The organism is Legionella micdadei (genome assembly GCF_000953635.1).
GTDB lineage: Bacteria > Pseudomonadota > Gammaproteobacteria > Legionellales > Legionellaceae > Tatlockia > Tatlockia micdadei.
Genome location: NZ_LN614830.1, coordinates 1,848,213 through 1,870,918, shown reverse-complemented (window position 1 = coordinate 1,870,918; position 22,706 = coordinate 1,848,213). Strand labels below are relative to the sequence as shown.

The window sequence follows — 22,706 nt, the reverse complement described above, 5'->3', positions numbered from 1 at the left end:
CATGGGGATTGAGACCTGGGTAATGCGCAAACCTAGCCCATCTTGTGAAAATCATCTTAGAATACTAGCTCAAGAAGTTGCTGGTTGCAGTCGTTGCCCTCTGCATAAAACCCGTACGCAAACGGTCTTCTCTCGCGGCAATCCAAAAGCAAAGCTAATGATCATTGGGGAAGCCCCTGGATTTTATGAAGATCAACAAGGTTTGCCCTTTGTAGGTAAAGCAGGCAACTTATTAAATCAAATGCTACAAAGTGTCGGGATGAATGAAAATGATGTTTACATTGCGAATGTTTTGAAGTGTAGACCACCGAATAATCGTGATCCTGCTATCGAAGAAATTGAACAATGCAGTTCTTACCTTGCCCAACAGATCGATTATATATCGCCTACACTAATTCTTGCGTTAGGACGATTTGCGGGGCAGTTCTTGTTAAAAAAACAACTACCTTTAAATAAGCTCCGAAAGGCGCTTCATCGGTATAATGGCATTCCTTTCATGGTAAGCTATCATCCAGCTTACTTATTACGCAATCCAATCGACAAAAGAAAGGCTTTTGAGGATTTAACAAAGCTCAAACAAATTTTAATGGAAGAAAATGTTTAAAAATAATGGGTTAACCCTTATTGAAATGCTAGTGAGTTTGATGATAATCAGTCTATCATTTGCTCTATGTTTGCCCTTAGGCTTTTCAGTATTTGAGAATAATAAATTACAAGTTCTTGAACGCGAAATAAGCACTGCTGTTCGTTACACGAGAAATATGGCACTGCTGCACCACATACCCCTTATTCTCACACCTTTGCCAAATTCAGTGGATTGGTCTGAGGGAATGATACTGTTTGTCGATAATAAGAACCATCATTACACCGAACAAGACAAAATTATTCACCAATGGGCTTGGCTAAAAAAAGGAATTAAGGTTAGTTGGGAAGGTTTTTATTCTAAAAAATACTTATTATTTGCTTCAGAATTAAACCATTCAGCAAGTAGCGGCCACTTTACTCTACAAAACAGTGAGGGGGAAATAGTAAAATTAGTTATTAATCGTTTGGGGCGAATTGTTAACCAGAATTAATCATAGGAAATGTTAACATGTTAAAACTTTTTGCAGTTTTATTGGGTGGCCGAGCAGAAGGGTGCAATACTGAATTGCATGATGTTGTGTTTGTCGTTGGAGCCTCGCTAGAAGAAACTTACCCAAAACTGGTAAATAAATGGTTTGGTGTTCATAAAAGGCTGCATATTGATGCGGTGATTGAACTCAAATACATAGATGGTCACGAAATACTCATTGATAAGAAAAGCCCTAGTTCCTCAAAGATAAATAAAACGCTTTTCTTTGTGAATTTTGGAGGTTATAAACCAAATTATTTTGGCGAATTGCATGAAGTTAAATTTTATGTCGAATCGACTAAAACTGCGGCTCTTGCTAGGGCAAAGCAAGATCTAGGGTTATCCTTACTTGAATCTCATTGTGATGACAATATTCCAATTGATGATATCATGGAGGTTGAGGTTTCGGATAACTATTTTGTTTATTTGCAACCTAGCGAAACTCCTTCCGAAATTAAGATTACTCCAGGTTATTTCCGGTTGGATACTCCGGAGATTATTGAAAAAGCAAGAAATAAAGGCATGACTGTATAATTAGCCATTCTTCATCTAGTATTTAATTATAGGTATTAGGTAAAACCTATTTATGGATGGATCCTATTTAGGAATTGGCTATGAAAGCAATTTATTATGCCAAATTTGCGTGCGCAATGTCTCTTGCTATTGTCTCGCTTGCTTACGACTATAGTGATAATGATGTTGCTAGTTGGGCGCAGCAAACCCTAATGGCAACACTTTCAGCTAGTTATCTTGAGAAGCCTTCTGATATTGAGGCTTTACGTATAAATTATACTCAGGCCGCGTGGGATCCTATGGTTAATTTTTTTCATGAAAAACTGAATTTAATTTATTCCGAACACCTTACATTGCACCCAATGCCATTAACTAGCCCAGTAATAGTAGCCTCTGGCAACTTTGCTGGTTTTCAAGGTTGGAGAGTAGAACAAGCTTTCAATGTTCCTGAGTTCCGGATCAATATCCAGTTTTCCCTTTTGATTCTCAATGCAAAAGCGGATAAGGAGCCTCCGTTTGTTATTCAAAGCCTTAGTATGCGGGTAGAACATTACTAAGTTGACTAAATTATAATTGGCCGAAATAGGTATTGTATAAATTTAAAAATGTTGAATCTTTTTCCATTTGTTGTAATTGTTGATTGATGCGTTGGATTAAAGGCGCATTTGCAGGTAATGCAATCATTGCCAAACCTTCTCCTAATGTATTGGCGGGATCTAAAGCCACTAACTCCCCGTTACTATTACGTGCCCAATATGACGCAGCTGATTTATGGATGTAAGCACCTGCAATATCGCCACCATTTAAAGAAGTGATTAAATCTTCTATATCATCAAACTGTATAATCTCAAATAATCCGTTAAAATTAGTGATTAAATAATTATAAAATGTATCAGCATTATCTTCTTTCCCTCGAATCACCCCTACCTTTTTCCCCTTTAAATCTTGAATGGATTTGATATTGCCGTTTGAAACTAAGAATTGCCCTTTGCTAACCAAGTAAGGTAGGCTATAGGTATACTTTGAAGATTCATTTGATGAAATAGAAATAAGACCGATAGCTATGTCAATTTTCCCGTTATCTAACGCAGGATATAATTGATTCGAGTCCATTGGCACGAGGATGCACGTCTCGTGTAACCGCTGACAAATTTTTTGGATCAGGTCGTTGTCAAATCCGCCGCCGCCAGAATTTGCGAAAGGAGGGTAGAAAAGAAGGGTACCCACTCGGATGTTGGCATAAAGTGGGGAGGCATTAAAGAAAATACATAAAAGCAAGATTAACAAGCGAAGAATAAGCTTCATTTCTAGTAGGCCTTTACTATAATTCCTTGTAATTAATTGTAGACATTGATTTGATAATTAGTCTAAACAAAGAATGTTATAAGATTGTTTCTAATTAGTACTTTTGCAAAGACAGATGTATACTAATCCAGCTTAAATCAGTTTTTTTATTTTAAATTATGTCTATTGATATTGCGCATTTATTGCAAGCCCACCATAACCCGCCTGACAATCTATTACCTTGGCTGACTCATCAGGCATCATTAACTGATAAACTGCAGGCTTTGAGCGGGGATGCTGAACTCGTGGTGCTTAAGCAATATTGGACAGCCCCGAATTGGTGGGATAAACATACCTTGGGAATATCCGAAAAACCGATTTTGCACAGGGAAATACTAATGTCTTCTCATCAAATACCTTGTTGGTATGCTCGCACTATTGTTCCTGAGCACACCTACCAAGCAAGTCATCGTTTTTTTAACCGGTTAACCCAAGAGTCTTTAGGTGTAATCATTTTTAATGAACCCAGAATTAAACGTGTCCAGTTGGTAAACTACCAAATTACTTCGCAATGCATAGAGTATCATTGGCTTAACCCTTTTTTAGTGCTAAAGAAGGAAGAGCAATTTTGGGCAAGATTATCTATTTTTAATACTGATGTCATGTTTAATTTCTATCTAATAGAAATTCTACTTCCAGGGCTTATGAGGGTAAGTGCGTGAATTGGGTTGGTTTTCTTAAGTTAATGCGGCTTCATAAACCGGTAGGTATTTTACTTTTATGGTGGCCAACAGCTTGGGCTTTATGGATTGCCTATGAGGGTAAGCCGGCTCCTTTCGTTACTCTTCTTTTTTTTCTTGGAACAATTTTAATGCGTTCGGCTGGATGTGTAATAAATGATATAGCCGATCGTCATGTTGATGCACATGTAAAACGCACTCAGTCACGCCCTTTGGTTTCAGGAGAGATAGGATTGATTGAAGCACTTATCTTGCTTGTTTTTCTTTTATTTTGTGCATTTCTAGTGCTCATCCAACTTCCTAAAGTGTGTTTTTATTATGCTCTTGCAGCAGTTTTTGTAACTATTTTATATCCATTTTGTAAGCGATTCATTCAAGGACCTCAATTTGTTTTAGGGGTCGCTTTTTCAATGGGGATTCCCATGGTTTTCGCGGTTGTAGATGTACCTAATAGTGCCATGCTGTATTTATTGTCGATTAATTTTTTATGGATAATCGCGTATGATACCCAATATGCCATGGTCGATCGTGATGATGATTTGCGCATAGGAGTTAAATCCACGGCAATTTTATTCGCTCATTATGACAAAATAATCATCGGTATTTTCCAATTCTTACTTCATATTCTTTGGTTGGGGCTTGCATTTCAACTTGATTTTTCATTCTTTTTTTATAGTTGCTGGGCTATTGGAGCCGGTATTTTAATATACCAGCAAAAATTAATTGCTAAACGGCAGAGAGAAGAATGCTTCCATGCTTTCCTTTCAAATAACTGGTATGGTCTCATTATGTGGCTGGGGGTACTACTAGCAACTCGATCCTGAAGGAAATGAGGTGATTTCATGAGATTAATAATTCGTCCAATAAGCTGCTAGCTCCAATGCGAAACCAGGATTGATCGAGTTCTCGTCCCAGCATTTGTTTGGCTAATGTCATATAAGTAAATGCTTGCTCTGGTTTTTTTAATCCACCAGAGATTTTTAATCCGCAGTTTGTTTTACTCTCCTTTATCGCTTGAAGGATAGCAAATGCCGCTGAAATTGTTGCCCCTTGAGCAATTTTGCCTGTGGAAGTTTTTAGAAAATCACAACCTGCGCCAATCACTTCCTTGCTGAGCCGGTAAATACACTCCAAAGAGGGTAATGCACCTGTTTCTAGAATAACTTTAAAAGTAATACCTGCATGTTTACAGCGTGCGTAGGCTTGTTGGCATTGGGACAAAGCAAATTCCTTTTCACCCTCTAAATAAATTTGGTGAGGGAACACATAATCAATTTCATCCACTAACTTAGCTGATAAAAGGGCATCGATAGAAGCAAGAACCTGTTGGGTTGGTTGATCACCTTCAGGAAAATTAATGACAGTAGCTAACTTGACGCCTGACGAGGGTGTCATTTTTGTTAAATGTTGTGGATAGACACAAATCGCTGCAACATGATAGAGACGCGCTTTTTGATCGAGGGCTGATAGAGCATAGTCACTTGCTGCCTCGTCAAGCAAGGTGAGATCAATGAGCGGGATCACCTCTTTGTTTATAGGTGAGCACAATTTTAATGCTTCTTTTAGCTCAGCGAAAACCGACAAATATTCTTCTTCGAGGCTCATGTTAAGCTCGCAATAAATTGTTTAAGCAATTGGCCTAGTTTTTCAGCAGCATTTGCAGCCATTTGCACCACTGCCTCGTGACTATGGCTAGTAGCCGATAGTCCAGTCGCATAATTAGTAATGATTGCAATCACGGCTACTTTCATACCGCAATGATTTGCAACTAAAACCTCAGGAACGGTCGACATGCCAACAGCATCAGCACCTAGAATGCGAAATGCACGTATTTCTGCTGCCGTTTCATAATTTGGTCCTAGCACTGCGATATAAACACCCTGATGTAGCTTAATTTTCTCATTTTGGGCAATTTTCAATAATTTATCCCTTATTTGCAGATCATAAGCATTATCCAGAGGGATAAAACGTGGGCCAAACTCATCGTCATTTGGACCAACTAAAGGATTACCAGGTTGAAGATTAATATGATCAGTGATTAACATTAGTTCACCAGGACCTACCTCCTCACGAAGAGACCCGGAAGCATTTGTGGCAAAAAAATAATCGCAACCCAATAAGCGTAAGCAGCGCACATAAGTTTTCACTGTTTCATGGTTGGCTCCTTCATAACTGTGCGCTCGGCCTTGTAAACAGGCAACGCCAACACCGTGGATATAGCCTATAACCAATTTTCCACCATGCCCAACTACCGTCGTCTTTGGAAAACCAGGCAGTTCATCATAGCTAATGCATACAGCATCCTCTAACTGCTCAGCAAAACTTCCTAATCCTGAGCCCAGCACAATCCCTAGAGTTGGTTTAAAATTTGGCAATAATTGATTGATCTTTTCTGCTGCTAACTGCGCAGCGCATTTATTCATTTTTGTCATCTCTATTCCAGGTTAAGGCTTAAAATTAAAGGCGAGGGGTAATAGTTCAGTAATTGTCATTGATTTTATGACGCTCTGATGGTTACAAAGATAAATCATTGTCTCATTAGTTGAGAATTCAGCAATTCGTTGGCGACATGCACCACACGGTGAGCATATATTGTCTGCCCCATTTAATAAAACTAAACTTTTTATTTTTTGTTTGTTAGCAGTAATCATTTGACAAATGGCAGCGGCTTCGGCGCAAATGGTTAAACCATAAGATGCGTTTTCAACATTAACACCAGTATAAAATTGATTATCATCGGTGCATAAACAAGCCGCTACTTGATAATGAGAATAGGGGGCATAGGCATTAGGTAATACGTCTCTTGCTTTGCGAATCATCGTCTCAATTCTGTCGGCCATACATTACTCCAAAATTGGTTCCAAACTATACTAAATTATATGCTTGAGTTACAAGTCATAGATTGACTATTGTATAGAATAGCAATTATTGAGTTGGGTGTTGGGCACAGTGTTGCAGGTTCTTTGCCGTCAAGCCTTGAATCAAATCTATTTATGTACGTAGGGATTGTGACTTTGGATTCGTAGGGTACGCTTTTACCTACAACTCGGGCTGCTCCGTTGTCCGAGTTGCAAAGCGAAGGGGCACAGCTAAATAGCTGCCAGGGTTTCAGTATATCTAAGCTCTGGATGTAGTGCAGCCTCGGTACCACATTCCAAGCCTTGCCTTGGAGCAAAATGGACTGGGCTTAAGTTACTTCGATAAGGTGAATGTGTAGCACTTTGAGCCTTTTTTTCTTCTTTTGCTTTTCTAAGCTGCTCAGCTTTTAAAAATTTTTCATAGCGGACTCTTAATTTTCCTGTGTTTTCGGCAAGTGTTTTAGCTTGCTCAATTTCTTCACCACTTTTGACCGGAGTTCTGATTAATTGAGGTACAACGGCTGGAGAAGAGTAGTCGCTTTCTCGATCGCAAAAGGTCACCACTTTTGATGCATTAGTTTCTCCGTTGAGTCCATAGCTTAACAACCTTAAGAAAAATTGTAAGATTGGAAAGTACCAACTGCTCTTATGTTGAAATAAGAACGACTCAACTTTGGCTTCTCTGTTTATTTTCCGTAAAAGATCTTGTGCCGAGGTGTTCAGCGTCTCCATTTCCAGTAATTCGCAGCTTCGCATTACTAACCCATATTTCTGCTGCTGGCCAAAGTGATTGATTAAATTAATTTCTGGACTGAATTTTTTCTTGGTTTTTTCAGGAAATTTACTTGTGTAAAACTTTGCCATATGGTCGAGTAAATCTTCGCTTAAATAATTGGGATTTTCGGTGACAAGCTCCTCAAGTGCTGTGAAAATACAATTACTGAGATCCCGTTGAGGAAATTTAGCCATGACTTGCGAAATATGTTTCAAGTAAGCGGGTTTTGTTTTAATCATTGGGTGGCTAACATAATCTTTTATCAGTTTAACAAGAGCTCCTTGCTTCCCTGAATAATTGATTAAGTAAGCGCTGATCAAAGGCATTTGTGTCATTGAGTCATTGACTTCCCAAGCTTGGTTGCTTAGTTCTTTCCAATCAATGATCGCGTGATGTTCTTTTAGTTGATCAAGAGCCCGTTTGTTTTCGATATGCTGATTATCAAACCAACCAATTATTATTGAATAAATGTCATTGATTTTTTCCTTAAGCTCTTTCGGTAGGTAATCTTTCGCTGCAATTGCATTGAGTAAAGAGCGGTCTAATGTTTGGGTGGCAATCGTCGGATCTAAACGATCATTTTGATAAAATAAGCTAGTTAGTCCGAAATTAGCACAGCGAAACACTAATTCAGAAAGAAGTTCTTTTCCCACACCAAGATTCTTATCAGCGTTAGCGTGTTGATGAAAATGTCGCTTGACAAAAATGGTCATTTGTTCGAGCTCATTTTGAGACCATGCCATTTTGGAGGAAAAACGAAGTTCCTGAGGATGAAAAAGTTGTTCGCGCTGTTTTGCAAAAATAAGAATCAGCAGTCGATGTTGAGCAGTTTGTGTCAAATTGCCCTGCTTATTCAATTCGTTGATAGCGGGTAAACAATGGTGCTTAAAAAAACAGGATGTAAGTAGGGTGCTAAGTTCTGAATCGATGTCTTGAATATTTGTTAAACTTGTTGCATTCAAGAAATATTGCCAAATGACTGATGCGCATGCTTGACAGCTGATTAATTTAGTTAATATAGAATCATATTCTTGCTCAGCTAAAGTTTTTTGCACAAAAGTATATTCACCAAGATGAGCTAACGCCCTGATTAATAAATCAGGTTGGCTAGTCTTGTGTGCATAGAGTCCAAATAATTGAAATCCTTGGCTAAACCAAGGGTGCTCTTTATGATTAATTAAATAATGGGCCAATAATAAACTTGTATCATGTCGTGCAAAAAAATCAAAAACTAATTTTTGCTTCCTTTGGTCAGTCAATAGCTCATGACGCTGAATTGGATCCGCAAGAATAAGTTCAAAAAATTGCTCAGCATTTTCTTGTAACTTAATATGAGCTAATAATGTAAAAAATGAATCGGGATGACTACTTTGTGCTAGCCTGTGTAAGCTTTCTTTTGGAACTGCTCTCGAAGTACTTATCAGTTGTCTTTGAATCTGCTCCGTTATCCAGGCATGCTTATTGGGGTTTGCTTTCTCATATAAATCATCGACAGCATTTTCAGTGAGAACGTCGCTCATTAATAAATACAGTGTTTCCGGCGACTCTTCTAATTGCTCTGTAGGTACGGTAGCTAATAGCAAAGCTGAAGTTTGTTTTTGAAATAAATTCTCGTGCTGAATTTGCCCTGTTGTCGTAAGTGTGCCGATTACCCGTCGTTGGCTATCAAAAAAACGTGTTCCTGCAATAATGCCTTGTTGTCCGAGTAAAGGGTGCGGTGGAACCCCCAAGGTCATGGCGTAATTTGCTTCATTAATAAAGCCAATTTTCTGACGTTTCTCATTGTAAAGAAAAACTTGTTGCTTGCGGGCCAACTCTGTTTGTTCAAAATTTTTATGAGGTAAATACGTTTTTAACCACGTCACAAGTTTGCTTTTATCTTGTTCAAGATCACCTTTATTTTGAGAAACGTTACTCACAATATAATCCGCAATTTTAAATAACAAATCTGACCGCACTCCTGCTATACGGTTGTTATAATGGGTAGATAATACCTCTAATGCTGCTTTCGCTATTTCCGGGCAAGATTCTTGTAATTCATGACAATTGTCTTCAAGTTGATTAAATAGTGCACGAATGCAATCGTCAGCACGAAACTCTAAGATGTTTTGTAATCTCTTTAGGTGGTGATCCTTTCTTATCGGGTCAGCTAAAATTTCATTTCGAAGTTTTTCCATACTTGCTTTATCGTCGTCAGAAAATTTCATTTTTCCTTTTAGAAATTGACTAAGTCTATCGTATTCATCTTGTTTTAAGATCATTGAGTAATACCGATAACGATCGCTAAGTGTTTGTAGTATTTTGGCAGCGGTATCAGTTGAACATGAGGTTAAGGCGGCCACAAAACGAGGATTGACAAGTAATCTTTGGATCCAAATTGCATTCAAGGTATAATCGGTTAAGCATTTACCAGACTCAGCAAGAATTTCTTTCGCTATTGCGACGAGTTTGTCATCCCCAAGTACCCCTAAATCCTGTTGGCCTAAACGTTCTTTTATTAAATTTAAAGAGTTCTCGTTAGATTGCGAGTAAATGCATAAATTATTCAGTAAGCTCCGACACGCCTCATCGGATAACCTATTTTCTTGATTTCCGGCTGTTTTATCTTCGCCGTTTAAACCCAATAGGCACTGCTCAAGAATTAATTCCAGCATTTCGGATGGCATTTGACTGACTGTCTCTGCTACTATTGATGATTTCGTGTGTTTAAATAAACTATGAAGTTTTAAAATGAAAAGACGATGCTCCAATGATCTCGGTGTAGCGGTTAGCATTGGGATGTGAGATGAAATCAGCGCGATGATTGCCTTTGGGCCAGGGTTTGCTATATTTGCTTCAAGCATTTCATCAAATGAAGCAGCACGTGCGTAAGCTTCTTTAGCTTGAAGTTTCCCTCCTGCCATGTTTTCCAGATAAATGCCTGCTTTAAGCGCTTTAAATGAGATTGCTCGATTTGCATAGGAATCAATGGCAGTCAAATTATGGTGTATCCAATTTGAAACGTCAGAGATTTTTAAAGGAGCATCAATTTTTAATAGCTCTAATTGGATATTGTTTCTTTTTGCAGTGATCACGTAATGAATTACAGCCTTGAATTCATGCAATTGTGCTAAAGAGCAAAGCTCAGCTGTTTTTTGCAAAACGGCCTCATCATTGTTATAAAGGCTGAGCAACAAACTGTCCAAGGTAGCTGGTGGTGAAATTAATGCTATCTGCAGATCGAGCAGAACTGTCATCACCTCGTTTCTCAAGGAAAGTAAATAGTCAATTTGTTTATCAACTTCAAGCCAGTCATGTGGTTGAGTTGTTCCTGTTAGTTGACTCATGTTCTGATATAATGTTTCGCTGGAAATTTCAGATCCACAGCTAAAAATCCAATCAAAAAGTTGTGGTAAAAGCTGGTTGCAATGAGGATTCCGTAAAATACCTGCAAGAACATGTTGGCTTATGCGATTTAAAAGCAGGTTAGTTTCTTCAATGGTGCTTAGATTTAAGTTAGAGCTGGATTCGCTTTGTTTAATTTTGATAGCTCTATGATAGTCAGCAATCCGTTGCTCTAAATCATCGAAACCTTGGCATAATGAACTAATTTTACTACTTAACGATGTTAATTCTTCTGAGCTAATAAAGCGGTTTAATTCGGCAGGCAGTGAGTGAAAATCTGATTTAAGGCCGGATTTGTTTTCACTAAACTGAGTTTGTATTTGTCCCAAGATAAGGTTTAATTTTGATAAAGAATTCTCAAGTCTGGAATCCCATGATGAATTCTTTTGATCAAGATGGATTTCAAATAGATAGGACGAAATTTCATTAAGGCAATTGGCTAAATTGGTTATTGACTCATGCAGGGAGAGGTATTTATCTTCAGTTAACGAACTACAAAATTGCAAGGCTCTAGCATGAAACTTGTCAATTTGTACAATTAGTGGAGCCAAATCAAGACGTTTGCTTTTACTTTCCAATCGGTAAAACCATAAAGTTAAAGCCTCATTTCCTGGTTCAAATGCACCGACTAAAAGTAAAGAAGCAGCAGTAACTTTAGGAAGGAGATTTTTTTGTATGGTCCGAATCATTGAACTGGCATTCTCTGGTGAAGCCACAGCGAGTACTTCGGATAAAGCCCGATGATGTTCAGGTTGTAAAAGTAATTCTGAACTGCAAGCGTATTCACTCATTAACTCAGATAATAAACTATTCGGTAACAGATCTGTTGTATTAACGGCATTTAAGACTAGTCTACTTAGACTCGATTTTAAATTAGGAGCCGTTTTGCCAATGATTTGACGGATAAACGCTTTAAGACGTGGGGTTGTTGCTAGGTTTAAAATGTACTGAAAATTAAGAGAATGCGGTAAGCCAAAAGGGTCTTGATCTATCAATTGGAGTTCATGCTTTAACTGCATAAACAAAGGGTCCAAAGCCATTTGCGCAGGAGGCGTATTGTTGAGTAGTTCTTCGAGAGTGAGTGCTATAAGTATTGGGCAAATTCGCTGATTAGTGAATTGAACCAAAGATCTCCGACTAATGGTAGCAAACTCTTTCAGTGTTTCTACAGGAAAATCAGATAAATTGGCTTTTTGCAAATGAATATTTGCAATACTCTCGAGTACAGTTGGATCATGCGGGACTAATTGTCTAATCAATTGGTAATTTTGTTGATAGTCAATTCTTCTTAAGTTTTTGTAAACTCCAGGGTAAATCAAAGCACGTGATAAAACTAAACTGAGCTGAGTCTTTTCTTGATGAGAAAGGGTAAGTGATGAAAGGAGTACAATACGCTCTTTAGTCGGTAAAGAGAAAAGTAAGATAATCAGATGAAGTTGAATTGCGTTTTGCTGAAGGGGAGTGCTGCTTTGGAGGGTTTGCAAGTTGTTTTTTATGTAAATTTTAATTGCATTTTCTAATGTTGAGTCATTCTTGATATGCTCTGAATTAGTCTGCCTTTTTTGGATCAAAAATAATCGGGCTATTTCGGTAAGAAAATAAATATAGCTATCATTAAATTGGCTACAATAGGCTTGCAGAGAGGCTGGTTTTCCCTCTCTTAGCATGTTTTCTAGTCCCTCATAGGTATTTATTGGTTGGGGGGCTTGATTAAGTGCATCAGCAAAGGCGTACACCGTGGTGAGTTTTAAATTTAAAGTGAGTGATTTTAAAGTATCTAAGTGATTATTGTCTAAAGCCTCATCAACAGCAGTGCGTCCTTCACTGTCCTTTAAATTGGTTGGAAGACCGTATTTGAGGAAAAGTTCTACAAGGGTTGTGTGTCCTTGGGATGCAGCATGATGTAAAAGGGTTTTATTTCCCATCCAGCGAGATTGAAGAATGCTTTGATCAGCTTTTATGTAGGCTTCTATCTTTTCAACAGGCAGCTCCGACAATTTTGTCTTGGTAAGATTTAAAAGAGGTAGCGCGCGAAAAAGATCAGTGATCGCTTTAAACCCTTTTGCTTGAGCCAGATCTTGCAAGGAAGTGGTCGCGGAATCATTGAGTTGGCCTGGTTGTTCAAGGTAGCAGGCGACAACCTCGACTCTTTTTTCGGCTACTGCCGTGTGCATTATCGACATGGGCTGTAGTAGGGACACTTCAGTTAATAACGGTCGCAGCTGCTCATTTGTATACAACATCCCTATCAGAAAAGTATCGACACCGGACTGATCATTACGAACAAAAGCAGATTCGATAGGAGTTCTGTTATATTCGTCTCTTTTTGATAACATGTATTTTATGTCGACGTCGCTGAGATTATTTCCTAAGATTTTTAAGAATTCTGAAACAATCGTTTTTGACTGTGAATTGAAGATGATGTGGAGTAAGTTAGTACTTTTGCTATAGTTGAGAAAATTTTGACTTGATCCTTGGATTAATTTGAGCAAATCATTCCGTTCATAACCGTCAAGTAATTTTAACAAAGCAAGTGCTAATTCATCGGATGGTTTTTGTTTAAATAATGCGATAAACCCGTCAGGAAGTAATAGAGGGAGGAGTCTTTTTTTATCTATTTTAGATAGCGCTTCAATAAGGGAAATGACAGACTGCTGATCGGTTGAATTAGTCAACTTTAAAAAATTAATGATGTTAGGTGTCGTAGAATTGGGGCTGCAAAATAATAAATTGATGATTTCATCTTCTCGAAGAGTTCTCAAATTTTCTGTAATTTTTCGTCTTGAACTATCAGGAGCACAATTCAGTAAGGTATACAATAATGATTCATCCCCAGCTTTAGTTTCATGGGAAAGCAAGCGTACAAATTCAGTATTTTGAACCTTCAATAATAATTCGGTTAACTTCTCGCATAATCCTGTTGGTGCATATTTGTACACAAGAGCAATGATATGATTTTCTTCTAAATCCTGTTGGGTTGGAATTGTGTTACGGTCGTTAGTGAAATGATTGGTAAATAATTCGGAGGGATTATCTTTATCCTCAACAAGATGGTCTAGAAGTAGGTGCTTAATTTTATGATTAGCTAATTGTTGAACTTTAATTTTCAATCCTTCGGTTAACATTCCCATCGCTTCTTTCCTTTTAAAAATCCTAAGTAGAATTAGCTAAATTTATCCATCGGCTGGCCTATTTTAACCAATTGTATGATAAGGGCAAATTAATCTTAATCGAATAAGCGAAGTGTGTGCTCAGTGGGCGATGTAGGTTCTGGTTTCCTGTGTTTTTTGGAATGTTCAGGAGTTAAAATTGGCGATGGGTAGTTATTAAGCTCAATTCTCTGCAGCCCAGGTTGATTCTCTGAATTTTGACCTAATTCATTGGACAAAAATAGTTTATAGCTGGCATTGACTGAATCCATTTGATAATCAAAAAAAGTATATTCTGCCCAATATTTGAAGGCAACTGTGCCTAAACAAATACTAAATAAAGAGGCTAACAAAATGGTTGCGATGGTGGCAATAGGATAAAAAGCAATAATCGTGGTTGCTACAGCTGTGATTATTGCCATTGAGGTTATTAGCGATGCGTAAATTAAATAAATATGTTGGCGTTCGTTCGAATAATCTTCTTCGTCCGGCGGATTTTGCTTTTTATGATATTCACTAATTAACCAAAAAACGTTACTGATGACAAAAAGCCAGCTTGCAGGAACCGCGATGATAGGAAAAACAAAAGTGATAATACTGCAAATTACTGCTAGGGTGCCAAGAGCTGCAGCTATTCTATGCTGATTCTTAAATTGAGCAAAACCATACCATTCTCTCCTTAAACGGGGATGATCAGGGTAAAGGTGGCTAGCTGCTAACCAAAGCACATAAGCGATAAGATAGAAGAATAATGAAGAAATTTTAGCAAAAGCAGAGATGACAAAAGGTGCAAACCGAAGTTGAGAGATGGCGAAACCGAAAAAGAAAAAAGTACTACTGGCTTTATCGAGATTTTTTGCGTAGTTAGGCACATCAAATTACCTAATGTTATTGGGTGAGTAATGGTAATTAGATTTTGTGAAGAAGTTCAAGTAGTTATTATAAATTGGATAGCATTAAGTATATTGTTGATTAACCAAAATTGGCAAACTAATCCTGACCAATAATCCACCATTTTGACGATTCAATGCGTGAATTTCTCCATGATGTAATTTAATGGCTTGTTGAGCTATGGATAAGCCAAGACCATAGCCACCGGTTTTCTTCTCTCTTGAGGTATCAACACGGTAGAACGGGCTGAAAATTTTGGTTAACTGATCGTCCGGAACACCCGGTCCATTATCTTTGATGTCAATGTAAATTTCGGTATTCGATTCTGCAGAATGTAAAGTGACATCTATATGTGGATCAGGCGCAGAATAACGCAACGCATTACGGATGATATTTTCTATAGCCCGATGAATTAAACGTTCATCAAGAAACAATTCGCTGTTTTGTGATTGACGCAATACGACGACCGGTTTTCCTTTACTTACTTCGAAATTAGCATCTGCAATGATGTGTTTAAGTAAATCGGGTAAATTAACCAGAGTTTTATTAAGCGGTACTAATAACTTATCAAGTCTAGCGAACTCGAGTATTTCCCCAATTAAAGTATTTAAGCGTAAACACTCCATTTCCATACGAGAAAACTCCGCTTCAGCAGCGTGATTGACCTTGTTTCTTCCTAACTCAATCGCGATTTGTAGTCGAGCTAATGGAGAGCGTAGTTCATGTGAGATGTCTTGCAGAAGTCGTTCTCTGGAATTCATTATTCCTTCAAGTTGTTCTGCCATGCGATCAAATTCGCCACTCAACTCAGCAATTTCGTCATGCCGATGGCCTTTAAAATGTCCAACCCGGGTATTTAATTTACCTGTAGCTATTGATTTGGCAGCTAATCGTAATGAGCGAAGTGGTTTTGTAAGATAAATTGACAAGAAATAACAAATAAGTCCACTGATAATAATTGCGATAAGTAAGCGTATTGTCAGACCAGCCCAAGGAATTTCAACAAAATGAGCTAGAGGTTTTTCACTAACGGCCACAAGGCGATAAGCTCTACCTGAAGTCGAAAGAATTTCGTGGCTTACGATAATATCACCAAATTTTAATAAGCCATCGTCTAATTCTTCTAAGTTTGCTGCAATTTGTTTTACAACGTCTGGTGGTTTAGGGTCACCTATAATTTCGCCAGTGCTGGTGAGTAAATATAAATTCATCTGGCGAGAGTCACCCATTTGAGAGAGCCATTTTTCTAAGGCTTCATGACGTCCTGATTCAAAAGTTGCGACAGCAGCGGTAGCATAACTATCCATGAAAACGCGCTCACGAGCAGGGATTGATGACTTTTGCGCGATCTCACTTGTTACCCAAGCTGTGGTAATAATAATGAGAATGGTGGCCAGCCAGAAGGAGAGGAAAATTTTCCAATACAAACTACGCATTAAACATGTACCCAAAGCCTCGAACAGTTTTTATTATAGGTTCGCCTTCCTCATTATCACCTAGTTTATTTCTTAAAATAGAAATATGCACATCAATGCTGCGATCATAGGCAGTATATTTTCTGCCTAATGCGTATTCTGTTAATTCTTCCTTAGAAAAAGCTTGGCCGGGTGACTTGATAAGCATTTCAAGAATATTAAATTCAGCATTGGTTAGCTCTAAAACTTCACCATGTTGGGTAGCGATTCGTTTAGAACAATCCACAAGAATTCCTTGATGTTCAATAATAGGGCGCTGAGCTGGTATTTTTTGTGTGCGGCGGAGAATTGCACGCAGCCTTGCTACCAACTCACGTGGATTGCATGGTTTAGGTAAATAATCATCAGCACCAATTTCAAGACCAACAATACGGTCAATGTCGTCGCCACGAGCTGTTAACATAAGCACAGGCGTTTCCAAATGCTCACGAATTGCTTTTAAGACTTCAAAACCATTTAACTTAGGGAGCATGACATCAAGAATAATTGCATCAAAGGGTTGATTGAGTGCCTTTTTGACGGCATTTTCACCATCATGCACACAAACAACCTCAAAACCTTCAGGTTCCAGATATTGGACCAAAAGATCGGTTAGTTCGGTATCGTCATCTACAATTAAGATGTGGTTGCTCATTACTTCACTTTCCTCAATTTTATTCGCTATTGTTGGCGCTTATCGTAGCAAGCCAGAAGCTTAATTCTGCGCGCATCCGCGTTAATCACTTTAAATTCGAATTGGTCAATTGTAATCACTTCACCACGTTTAGGTAAGTAACCAAAGTTGGTCATCACAATACCACCAATCGTGTCATAGTTCTCATCACTGAAATGAGCATGCAATTGCTCATTAAACTCTTCAATAGGTGTATGCGCTTTAACGATATAATAATTGTCACTATGAGCCTTAATATAAGCTTCTTCGTCAATATCGAATTCATCTTCAATGTCACCAACTATTTGCTCAATGATATCTTCAATAGTAACAAATCCGCTCACTGTACCGTATTCATCGACAACGATGGCCATATGATTACGGTTATTGCGAAATTCACTTAGTAATAAATCTAACCGCTTGCTTTCGGGAACAAATGTAGCTTGGCGAATAATATCTTGTAAATCAAATTCAGGATTTTGCTCTGCTTGAAAGCGTAGCAAATCTTTTGCATGTAAAATGCCAATAACTTCTTCTCCATGCGTACTAATTACAGGGAAACGAGAGTGCCCCGTTCTAGTTACAAGCTCAATAACTTCTTTAAGTTCGGCATCTTGGGAAATGGAAATCATTTGCTTCTTAGGAAGCATAATATCTCTGACTCGCATTTGAGTGAATTGAATGACACCTTCGATCATCCCCAAAGTTTCTGAGTCTATTAATGAGCGACTGTGTGCGTCGCGCAATAACCCTATTAATTCCTCTTTATTCTGGGGCTCAACTTGTAAAAATTGTCTCAAACGCGTAAGTAATGAACCGCTTTCTTCCTCTTTACTCAATGTTGTCACCCTCAATTTGGTAAGGATTAGCAAAACCTAGATGGGCAAGTAGCTTTATCTCAAGTGCTTGCATGATTTCAGCATCACTATCCTTAATATGATCATAGCCTAATAAATGTAAAACCCCATGAATAACAATATGGGCCCAATGTTCATTAACCGGTTTACCCAGTTCCTGACTCTCGCGTTGCAAAACTGATGGGCATATAATCACATCGCCCAGTAAAGGGAAATCAAGCTCGATGTCATCAGGGATAGCACTGGGAAAAGCAAGCACATTGGTTGTTTTATTCTGTTGCCTATAAGTATGGTTTAAGTGGGTCATTTCTTCTTCATCGACTAAACGCAAAGTCAATTCTGCTGTTTCTTTATGTTCGGCTAAGGTAAGTTCTGCCCATTGAATGAGTAATTCATCTGCGACTGGAATAGAATGCGCACAGGCATGCTGTAAATCAATATGATAATTCATTATTCTTATCCTTATTCTTTATCCTTTTTGGCTTCGTCATAACAATCAATAATTTGAGAAACCAGAGGATGCCTTACGACTTCACGGCTTGTAAATGTATGGATGCTAATCTCACTGATGTTAGAGAGTAGGCGAATGGCGTGGGCTAATCCTGAATCGGTTCCTTTAGGTAAATCTGTTTGCGTCATATCACCTGTAATTACTGTTTTAGAGCCAAAACCCATACGTGTTAAAAACATTTTCATCTGGGTGATAGTGGTATTTTGGGCTTCATCGAGAATGATAAAGGCTTCATTTAAGGTTCTACCGCGCATAAACGCTAAAGGTAAGACTTCGATAACATCAGTTTGGATAAGTTTTTGGGTTTCTTTAAAGCCAATCATTTCATATAAAGCATCATAAATGGGACGCAAATAAGGCAGAACCTTTTCAACGAGGTCTCCAGGTAAAAAGCCTAATTTTTCTCCCGCTTCAACTGCGGGGCGAACAAAGACAAGTCGTTGGACTTCGCCTTTCTCAAAACATTCAATTGCCTTAGAAACTGCAAGATAAGTCTTACCAGTACCGGCGGGACCAACGGCAAAGACAATATCATGCTCATTAATGCTTGTTAGATAGTCAGCTTGTTTTTTATTACGAGGCAAAATGGTTTTTCGAGACAGTTTGATGGGTGACATGGTGATTTGAGAATCCTCATCTTGTTCAAATAATAATGAATTAATTAATTCAACCTGAATCGGCTTATCAGCGAATTGATGAAGTTGTTTAATGATTTGCTTTGCTTTGTTGAGGCGAATATTTGAATTACCAAATAAACTAATTTCTTCATGGCCAATCTTGATAGTTATATTAAAAAAACTCTCTAAAAATCTGATATTTTCATGAAAAGCACCACATAGATTTGCTAGTTGATGCGAACTCAGGTTAGGAAAAGCAATTTTTTCGTTATGCAGTGTACTGCTCAAAGCGATATTAAAAAAATAAGTTCTCTATGAGTGAAGGATAGTTCAAAAACTAGTTTTTTAGCAAGTATTGCGTTTATTGCAGGCAATTCGATTAACATCTTGGTATAAAGTTTATGCCTATTGTATTTGAATTACTGGCTTAAATTTAGCTTAGATGAAATGGTTCTAATTAATTGGTGTAATTGGATTTATTAATCCTTAATCGGTTGATTACAAAATCAATTTAATTGAGTGAGGAGGAAATTCTTGAAGCATCTTCCGCCTCGTTAAAATCTTGTGGGGATGTTTCATTTGAGAGCATTAATTGAATGATTGGAGCTAATACAGCTTGTACGTTTGTTTCTCGACAAGGTTTTTCGATTTCGGGGAGTCTTCTTCCATATACTTCATCAAAACGCTGTAACATATCTGGATCATTCGACCATAAAACAACCCTTGCTTTTATCCCTTTTTCTTTTAAGCTCTCAGCGATATCAGGTCCATCAATAGCAAAGCTTTGTAAGGTGTGAGGAAGAGAACGCAATCGGCCATCAAGAATAACTAAATCATACGCACTTGATGGAGCAAGTAGAAAATTAACAGCTTCTATACCATGGGTAAATGTTGTTACTTTACAAGGAAATAGCTTTTCCAAAATTTGTTTCATCTTATTTCGGTTGATAACATTATCCTCAACCAAAACGATATGAAGCTTCGTAGACATGGGAAATGCTCGAAAAACCACCCTTATACTTAATTATAGCAAGAAGGAATTGAGGCAAGCTGTGTTATTGAGGATAAATTATAAAAAATAAATATTTGATTCTGCCCTTACTTTTTTTAAAGATAAGACTATGGAGAGTTAACAAGAATAAGTGATATCATTCAATTAATTATGAGAAAGGGACATAATCAATGTTATCTTGGTATATTCAAAAAATTTTAGATTCTAGATTTCTCATTTTACTTCTTCTGCTTTGCTCCCAAGTATCTTATTCCTATCAAACTCAGGCCTTAACTCTAACCGGCTCAAATCTGACCATTAATGATATTGTAAAGATTGCAAGGCAAGGCTGGATGGTTAGAATTGACGAAGCTGCTGCAAGAAGAGTTGAAAATTCACATCAATTATTGCTTTTGGCAACAGAAAAAAATTTACCTGTATACGGCTTAAATCGTGGTGTTGGTTTAAACAAAGATAAGACGATATTTCATGGGAGTATTCTTACATCTGAGGCAAGAAAATTGTCTGAGCAATTTAACTTAAAAAACCTTCATGCAACAAGTGCCTCTGTCGGCCCTATCGCGCCAATTGATTCTGTTCGAGCTGCTATGTTAATAAGGTTAAATACCCTTTTGTTGGGACATGCAGGCGTTCAGCCAGCTGTCGTTGATATGTTTGTTGATTTTCTAAACAAAGGCATTACTCCCATGTTTCCTTCTGGGGGAACGATAGGGGAAGGGGATATTACACTTCTTGCTCAAATAGGGCTTGCGATGATTGGAGAAGGGGAAGTCTTTTATCAAAATAGAAAAATGCCGGCAAGTGAGGCATTAAAATTGGCTGGTTTACAACCCTTAAATCTATACGCAAAAGACGCGCTTGCACTATTTAGTTCAAACGCCTATGCAGCAGGAATCGGAGCATTAACTGTTTTTGATTTAAAAAAATTGCTGGACAAATATGATTTACTCACTGCATTAAGCTTAGAAGGGTTAAATGGAAACATTGCTCCCTTTATGGAGCCAGTTCAGAAACTTCGCCCTTATTCTGGGCAACAAAAGTCGGCAAAAAATGTTCTTAAAAATTTGGCTGGCTCCTATCTCTTCTCACTTTCGCAATCTAGGGCGCTCCAGGATCCATTGAGTTTTCGCACAGAAAGCCAGGTAAATGGTGCTGCCCGCGATGTTTTGGAGGTATTAGAAAAAAATCTCAATTTACAAATCAATTCTTCCGACGATAATCCAGCGGTTATCCTGGATATCATTCCCGATAGCAATGCGTCTCCACAAGAAAAAATTTACTATATTAGCGGTAATCAGTTGACTGGAGCAGTAATCCCTACTGCAAATTTCGATCCGATTCCTTGGGTGCTAAATTTTGAAGAATTGAATATTGCTTTAAGTCATCTTTCTGCCAGCTCTACCCAAAGAACAATTAAATTAAGTTCCCCGCGGTTTACTCATCTGTCCCGCTTTCTCTCGCCTAATAACACCACTATTGCCTTTGGAGCAATTCAAAAACCACTTATTTACTTGAATGATAGTATTCAAGAACTTGGGAAGTCGATTCAAGCAGTAAATTATCCAGTAGCTGGCGAAATAGAAGATGTGGCTACAAATTCATTACTCGCTATTGAAAAAACGAAGCAAATTATCAACAATCTTTACGGGGTCATGGGTATCGAATTAATGCATGCAAGCCAGGCAGTAGACCTACGAAAAATTACCGATCCTCAATTAAAATTAGGTGTGGGCACCTCAAAATTATTCTTAGACTTCCGAAAGCAGGTACCTTTTTTAAACGAAGATCGGACTTTAACCCCTGACATTGAAAAAGCGTCTAAGTTTATTCATAATTACGAACCGTTAACACCCACTCATGCGACTATTGTTAGTTAGAAGTGTTGATTTGATTTTAGATTTATTTAAAAGATAAGTGACTTTTATCCTGCAACATAGTAAGTTACCTGGTCTTATTTTCTTTTTGGGGTTATTCTAATTTGATATACTTAATTAAATATTAGTTAATCTCTAACATAATTCATACCCTGCCCGCTTATGATTGATTTACACTGCCATAGCAATTTTTCTGATGGAATACTCTCTCCTAAAGCGTTAGTGTCAAAAGCGCTGGAAGCTAACATTACGACTTTGGCATTAACCGATCACGATACCATAGATGGAGTAAAGGTCATTCAACAAGCCGCATCAGGGTACCCCATTAAAATAATAAACGGGATAGAATTTAGCACGCGCTGGAAAAAATATGATATCCATATTCTAGGTCTAAATTTTGATGTCGATAATGAGCATATTCAAGCGTTAATCAAGCAACAGAATGGATGCCGAATAGCTCGGGCACAGCAGATTGCTGAAAGAATGCGGGCATGTGGAATTGAGGATGCATACGATAAGGCATGTGCGATTGCAGGTCATAATCGAATTGCCCGTCCTCATTTTGCTCAGATTTTTGTCGAAGAGGGATTGGTGAGGGATTTACAGACAGCATTTGACCGATTTTTAGCAAGAGGAAAGCCTGCTTTTGTTCCGACACCTTGGATTTCTATTCCCGAAGCAGTAGAAGGCATCCTAAAAGCAAAAGGAAGTGCTGTTATTGCCCACCCCTTAAAATATTCTCTCACCCGTACAAAACTGCGGGAATTAATTGGTGAGTTTAAAGAAGCAGGCGGTATAGGAATGGAAGTTGTTTCAGGCGATATGACGCTTGCGCAAGTGCAGGAAATAGCTGAACTTTGTTTACGCTATCAGTTGTATGCTTCCACTGGCTCAGATTACCATGGTGAGACTTTGTCGCGTATTTCACTTGGAAGACAGAGGCAATTACCGTTAAACTGTAGGCCAATTTGGCACCAATGGATTATGTAACAGGGGACAC

At 38.1% G+C, this 22,706-nt stretch carries 20 protein-coding genes; 8 read left to right on the top strand and 12 right to left on the bottom strand.

Going from position 1 to position 22,706, the window contains the following annotated elements:
- Window position 1 precedes the first annotated feature (1 nt).
- From LMI_RS08385 to LMI_RS08370, 4 genes are all read left to right on the top strand, one after another.
- Entirely contained in the window at window positions 2–604 is a 603-nt protein-coding gene (locus LMI_RS08385) for a uracil-DNA glycosylase (RefSeq protein WP_082050783.1), read from the top strand.
- On the top strand, window positions 597–1,076 hold the full coding sequence (locus LMI_RS08380; RefSeq protein ID WP_045099394.1) for a prepilin-type N-terminal cleavage/methylation domain-containing protein: 480 nt from the start codon (window positions 597–599) through the stop codon (window positions 1,074–1,076). Before LMI_RS08385 ends, LMI_RS08380 begins: the two co-directional genes overlap by 8 nt.
- Before the next feature lie 17 nt (window positions 1,077–1,093).
- Window positions 1,094–1,648 (top strand): DUF1543 domain-containing protein, encoded by a 555-nt coding sequence (locus tag LMI_RS08375; protein ID WP_045099393.1) that lies wholly within the window; start codon window positions 1,094–1,096, stop codon window positions 1,646–1,648.
- An 80-nt stretch (window positions 1,649–1,728) separates the two neighbouring features.
- Complete coding sequence (locus tag LMI_RS08370) at window positions 1,729–2,184, top strand: hypothetical protein (RefSeq protein WP_052679502.1); 456 nt, start codon at window positions 1,729–1,731, stop codon at window positions 2,182–2,184.
- A gap of 10 nt (window positions 2,185–2,194) precedes the next feature.
- Here LMI_RS08370 and LMI_RS08365 read toward each other — a convergent pair whose 3' ends face one another.
- Window positions 2,195–2,932 carry a transporter substrate-binding domain-containing protein gene (locus LMI_RS08365; RefSeq protein WP_045099392.1) on the bottom strand — a complete coding sequence of 246 codons (738 nt, stop codon included), beginning with the start codon at window positions 2,930–2,932 and terminating at the stop codon, window positions 2,195–2,197.
- 158 nt (window positions 2,933–3,090) lie between these two features.
- On the opposite strand from LMI_RS08365, the gene LMI_RS08360 reads away from it, so the two are divergent.
- Both LMI_RS08360 and ubiA read left to right on the top strand, forming a co-directional pair.
- Window positions 3,091–3,633, top strand: coding sequence for a chorismate--pyruvate lyase family protein (locus tag LMI_RS08360; RefSeq protein ID WP_045099391.1), 543 nt, complete (start codon window positions 3,091–3,093; stop codon window positions 3,631–3,633).
- Window positions 3,630–4,475: a 4-hydroxybenzoate octaprenyltransferase gene (gene ubiA, locus LMI_RS08355; RefSeq protein ID WP_074454222.1), complete on the top strand. Its 846-nt coding sequence runs from the start codon at window positions 3,630–3,632 to the stop codon at window positions 4,473–4,475. Before LMI_RS08360 ends, ubiA begins: the two co-directional genes overlap by 4 nt.
- 16 nt (window positions 4,476–4,491) lie before the next feature.
- On the opposite strand, the gene deoC is transcribed toward ubiA, so the two are convergent.
- From deoC to LMI_RS08300, 11 genes are all read right to left on the bottom strand, one after another.
- Window positions 4,492–5,256, bottom strand: coding sequence for a 2-deoxyribose-5-phosphate aldolase (deoC, locus tag LMI_RS08350; protein ID WP_045099390.1), 765 nt, complete (start codon window positions 5,254–5,256; stop codon window positions 4,492–4,494).
- Window positions 5,253–6,083 carry a purine-nucleoside phosphorylase gene (locus LMI_RS08345; protein ID WP_045099389.1) on the bottom strand — a complete coding sequence of 277 codons (831 nt, stop codon included), beginning with the start codon at window positions 6,081–6,083 and terminating at the stop codon, window positions 5,253–5,255. The genes deoC and LMI_RS08345 overlap by 4 nt, the downstream gene beginning before the upstream one ends.
- Window positions 6,084–6,095: 12 nt before the next feature.
- On the bottom strand, window positions 6,096–6,491 hold the full coding sequence (gene cdd / locus LMI_RS08340) for a cytidine deaminase (RefSeq protein WP_045099388.1): 396 nt from the start codon (window positions 6,489–6,491) through the stop codon (window positions 6,096–6,098).
- 249 nt (window positions 6,492–6,740) lie between these two features.
- Entirely contained in the window at window positions 6,741–13,799 is a 7,059-nt protein-coding gene (locus LMI_RS08335; RefSeq protein WP_045099387.1) for an ankyrin repeat domain-containing protein, read from the bottom strand.
- Window positions 13,800–13,894: 95 nt separating this feature from the next.
- A complete protein-coding gene (locus tag LMI_RS08330) occupies window positions 13,895–14,689 on the bottom strand; it encodes a hypothetical protein (RefSeq protein WP_052679501.1) in 795 nt (264 codons plus the stop codon).
- 84 nt (window positions 14,690–14,773) lie between these two features.
- Complete coding sequence (gene cpxA / locus LMI_RS08325) at window positions 14,774–16,144, bottom strand: two-component system sensor histidine kinase CpxA (protein WP_045099386.1); 1,371 nt, start codon at window positions 16,142–16,144, stop codon at window positions 14,774–14,776.
- Window positions 16,137–16,817, bottom strand: a complete 681-nt coding sequence (gene cpxR / locus LMI_RS08320; RefSeq protein ID WP_045099385.1) for a two-component system response regulator CpxR — start codon at window positions 16,815–16,817, stop codon at window positions 16,137–16,139. Before cpxR ends, cpxA begins: the two co-directional genes overlap by 8 nt.
- A 26-nt stretch (window positions 16,818–16,843) precedes the next feature.
- Window positions 16,844–17,674 (bottom strand): CorC family transporter, encoded by an 831-nt coding sequence (locus LMI_RS08315; protein ID WP_045099384.1) that lies wholly within the window; start codon window positions 17,672–17,674, stop codon window positions 16,844–16,846.
- Window positions 17,667–18,143, bottom strand: a complete 477-nt coding sequence (gene ybeY, locus LMI_RS08310) for an rRNA maturation RNase YbeY (protein ID WP_045099383.1) — start codon at window positions 18,141–18,143, stop codon at window positions 17,667–17,669. Before ybeY ends, LMI_RS08315 begins: the two co-directional genes overlap by 8 nt.
- A gap of 11 nt (window positions 18,144–18,154) precedes the next feature.
- Window positions 18,155–19,108, bottom strand: a complete 954-nt coding sequence (locus tag LMI_RS08305) for a PhoH family protein (protein WP_045099382.1) — start codon at window positions 19,106–19,108, stop codon at window positions 18,155–18,157.
- Window positions 19,109–19,331: 223 nt separating this feature from the next.
- On the bottom strand, window positions 19,332–19,811 hold the full coding sequence (locus LMI_RS08300; protein WP_058393248.1) for a response regulator: 480 nt from the start codon (window positions 19,809–19,811) through the stop codon (window positions 19,332–19,334).
- Window positions 19,812–20,002: 191 nt separating this feature from the next.
- Here LMI_RS08300 and LMI_RS08295 point away from each other — a divergent pair, with 191 nt between their 5' ends.
- Both LMI_RS08295 and LMI_RS08290 read left to right on the top strand, forming a co-directional pair.
- Window positions 20,003–21,709, top strand: coding sequence for an HAL/PAL/TAL family ammonia-lyase (locus LMI_RS08295; RefSeq protein ID WP_052679500.1), 1,707 nt, complete (start codon window positions 20,003–20,005; stop codon window positions 21,707–21,709).
- Between the two features lie 159 nt (window positions 21,710–21,868).
- Complete coding sequence (locus tag LMI_RS08290; RefSeq protein WP_045099380.1) at window positions 21,869–22,696, top strand: PHP domain-containing protein; 828 nt, start codon at window positions 21,869–21,871, stop codon at window positions 22,694–22,696.
- Window positions 22,697–22,706: the final 10 nt, after the last annotated feature.

Excerpts from the sequence above, each read along its gene's own strand:
- LMI_RS08385 (WP_082050783.1), top strand. The coding sequence starts at position 2 with ATGGGGATTGAGACCTGGGTAATGCGCAAACCTAGCCCATCTTGTGAA.
- LMI_RS08380 (WP_045099394.1), top strand. The coding sequence starts at position 597 with ATGTTTAAAAATAATGGGTTAACCCTTATTGAAATGCTAGTGAGTTTG.
- LMI_RS08375 (WP_045099393.1), top strand. The coding sequence starts at position 1,094 with ATGTTAAAACTTTTTGCAGTTTTATTGGGTGGCCGAGCAGAAGGGTGC.
- LMI_RS08370 (WP_052679502.1), top strand. The coding sequence starts at position 1,729 with ATGAAAGCAATTTATTATGCCAAATTTGCGTGCGCAATGTCTCTTGCT.
- LMI_RS08365 (WP_045099392.1), bottom strand. The coding sequence starts at position 2,932 with ATGAAGCTTATTCTTCGCTTGTTAATCTTGCTTTTATGTATTTTCTTT.
- LMI_RS08360 (WP_045099391.1), top strand. The coding sequence starts at position 3,091 with ATGTCTATTGATATTGCGCATTTATTGCAAGCCCACCATAACCCGCCT.
- deoC (WP_045099390.1), bottom strand. The coding sequence starts at position 5,256 with ATGAGCCTCGAAGAAGAATATTTGTCGGTTTTCGCTGAGCTAAAAGAA.
- LMI_RS08345 (WP_045099389.1), bottom strand. The coding sequence starts at position 6,083 with ATGACAAAAATGAATAAATGCGCTGCGCAGTTAGCAGCAGAAAAGATC.
- cdd (WP_045099388.1), bottom strand. The coding sequence starts at position 6,491 with ATGGCCGACAGAATTGAGACGATGATTCGCAAAGCAAGAGACGTATTA.
- LMI_RS08335 (WP_045099387.1), bottom strand. The coding sequence starts at position 13,799 with ATGGGAATGTTAACCGAAGGATTGAAAATTAAAGTTCAACAATTAGCT.
- cpxA (WP_045099386.1), bottom strand. The coding sequence starts at position 16,144 with ATGCGTAGTTTGTATTGGAAAATTTTCCTCTCCTTCTGGCTGGCCACC.
- cpxR (WP_045099385.1), bottom strand. The coding sequence starts at position 16,817 with ATGAGCAACCACATCTTAATTGTAGATGACGATACCGAACTAACCGAT.
- ybeY (WP_045099383.1), bottom strand. The coding sequence starts at position 18,143 with ATGAATTATCATATTGATTTACAGCATGCCTGTGCGCATTCTATTCCA.
- LMI_RS08300 (WP_058393248.1), bottom strand. The coding sequence starts at position 19,811 with ATGTCTACGAAGCTTCATATCGTTTTGGTTGAGGATAATGTTATCAAC.
- LMI_RS08295 (WP_052679500.1), top strand. The coding sequence starts at position 20,003 with ATGTTATCTTGGTATATTCAAAAAATTTTAGATTCTAGATTTCTCATT.
- LMI_RS08290 (WP_045099380.1), top strand. The coding sequence starts at position 21,869 with ATGATTGATTTACACTGCCATAGCAATTTTTCTGATGGAATACTCTCT.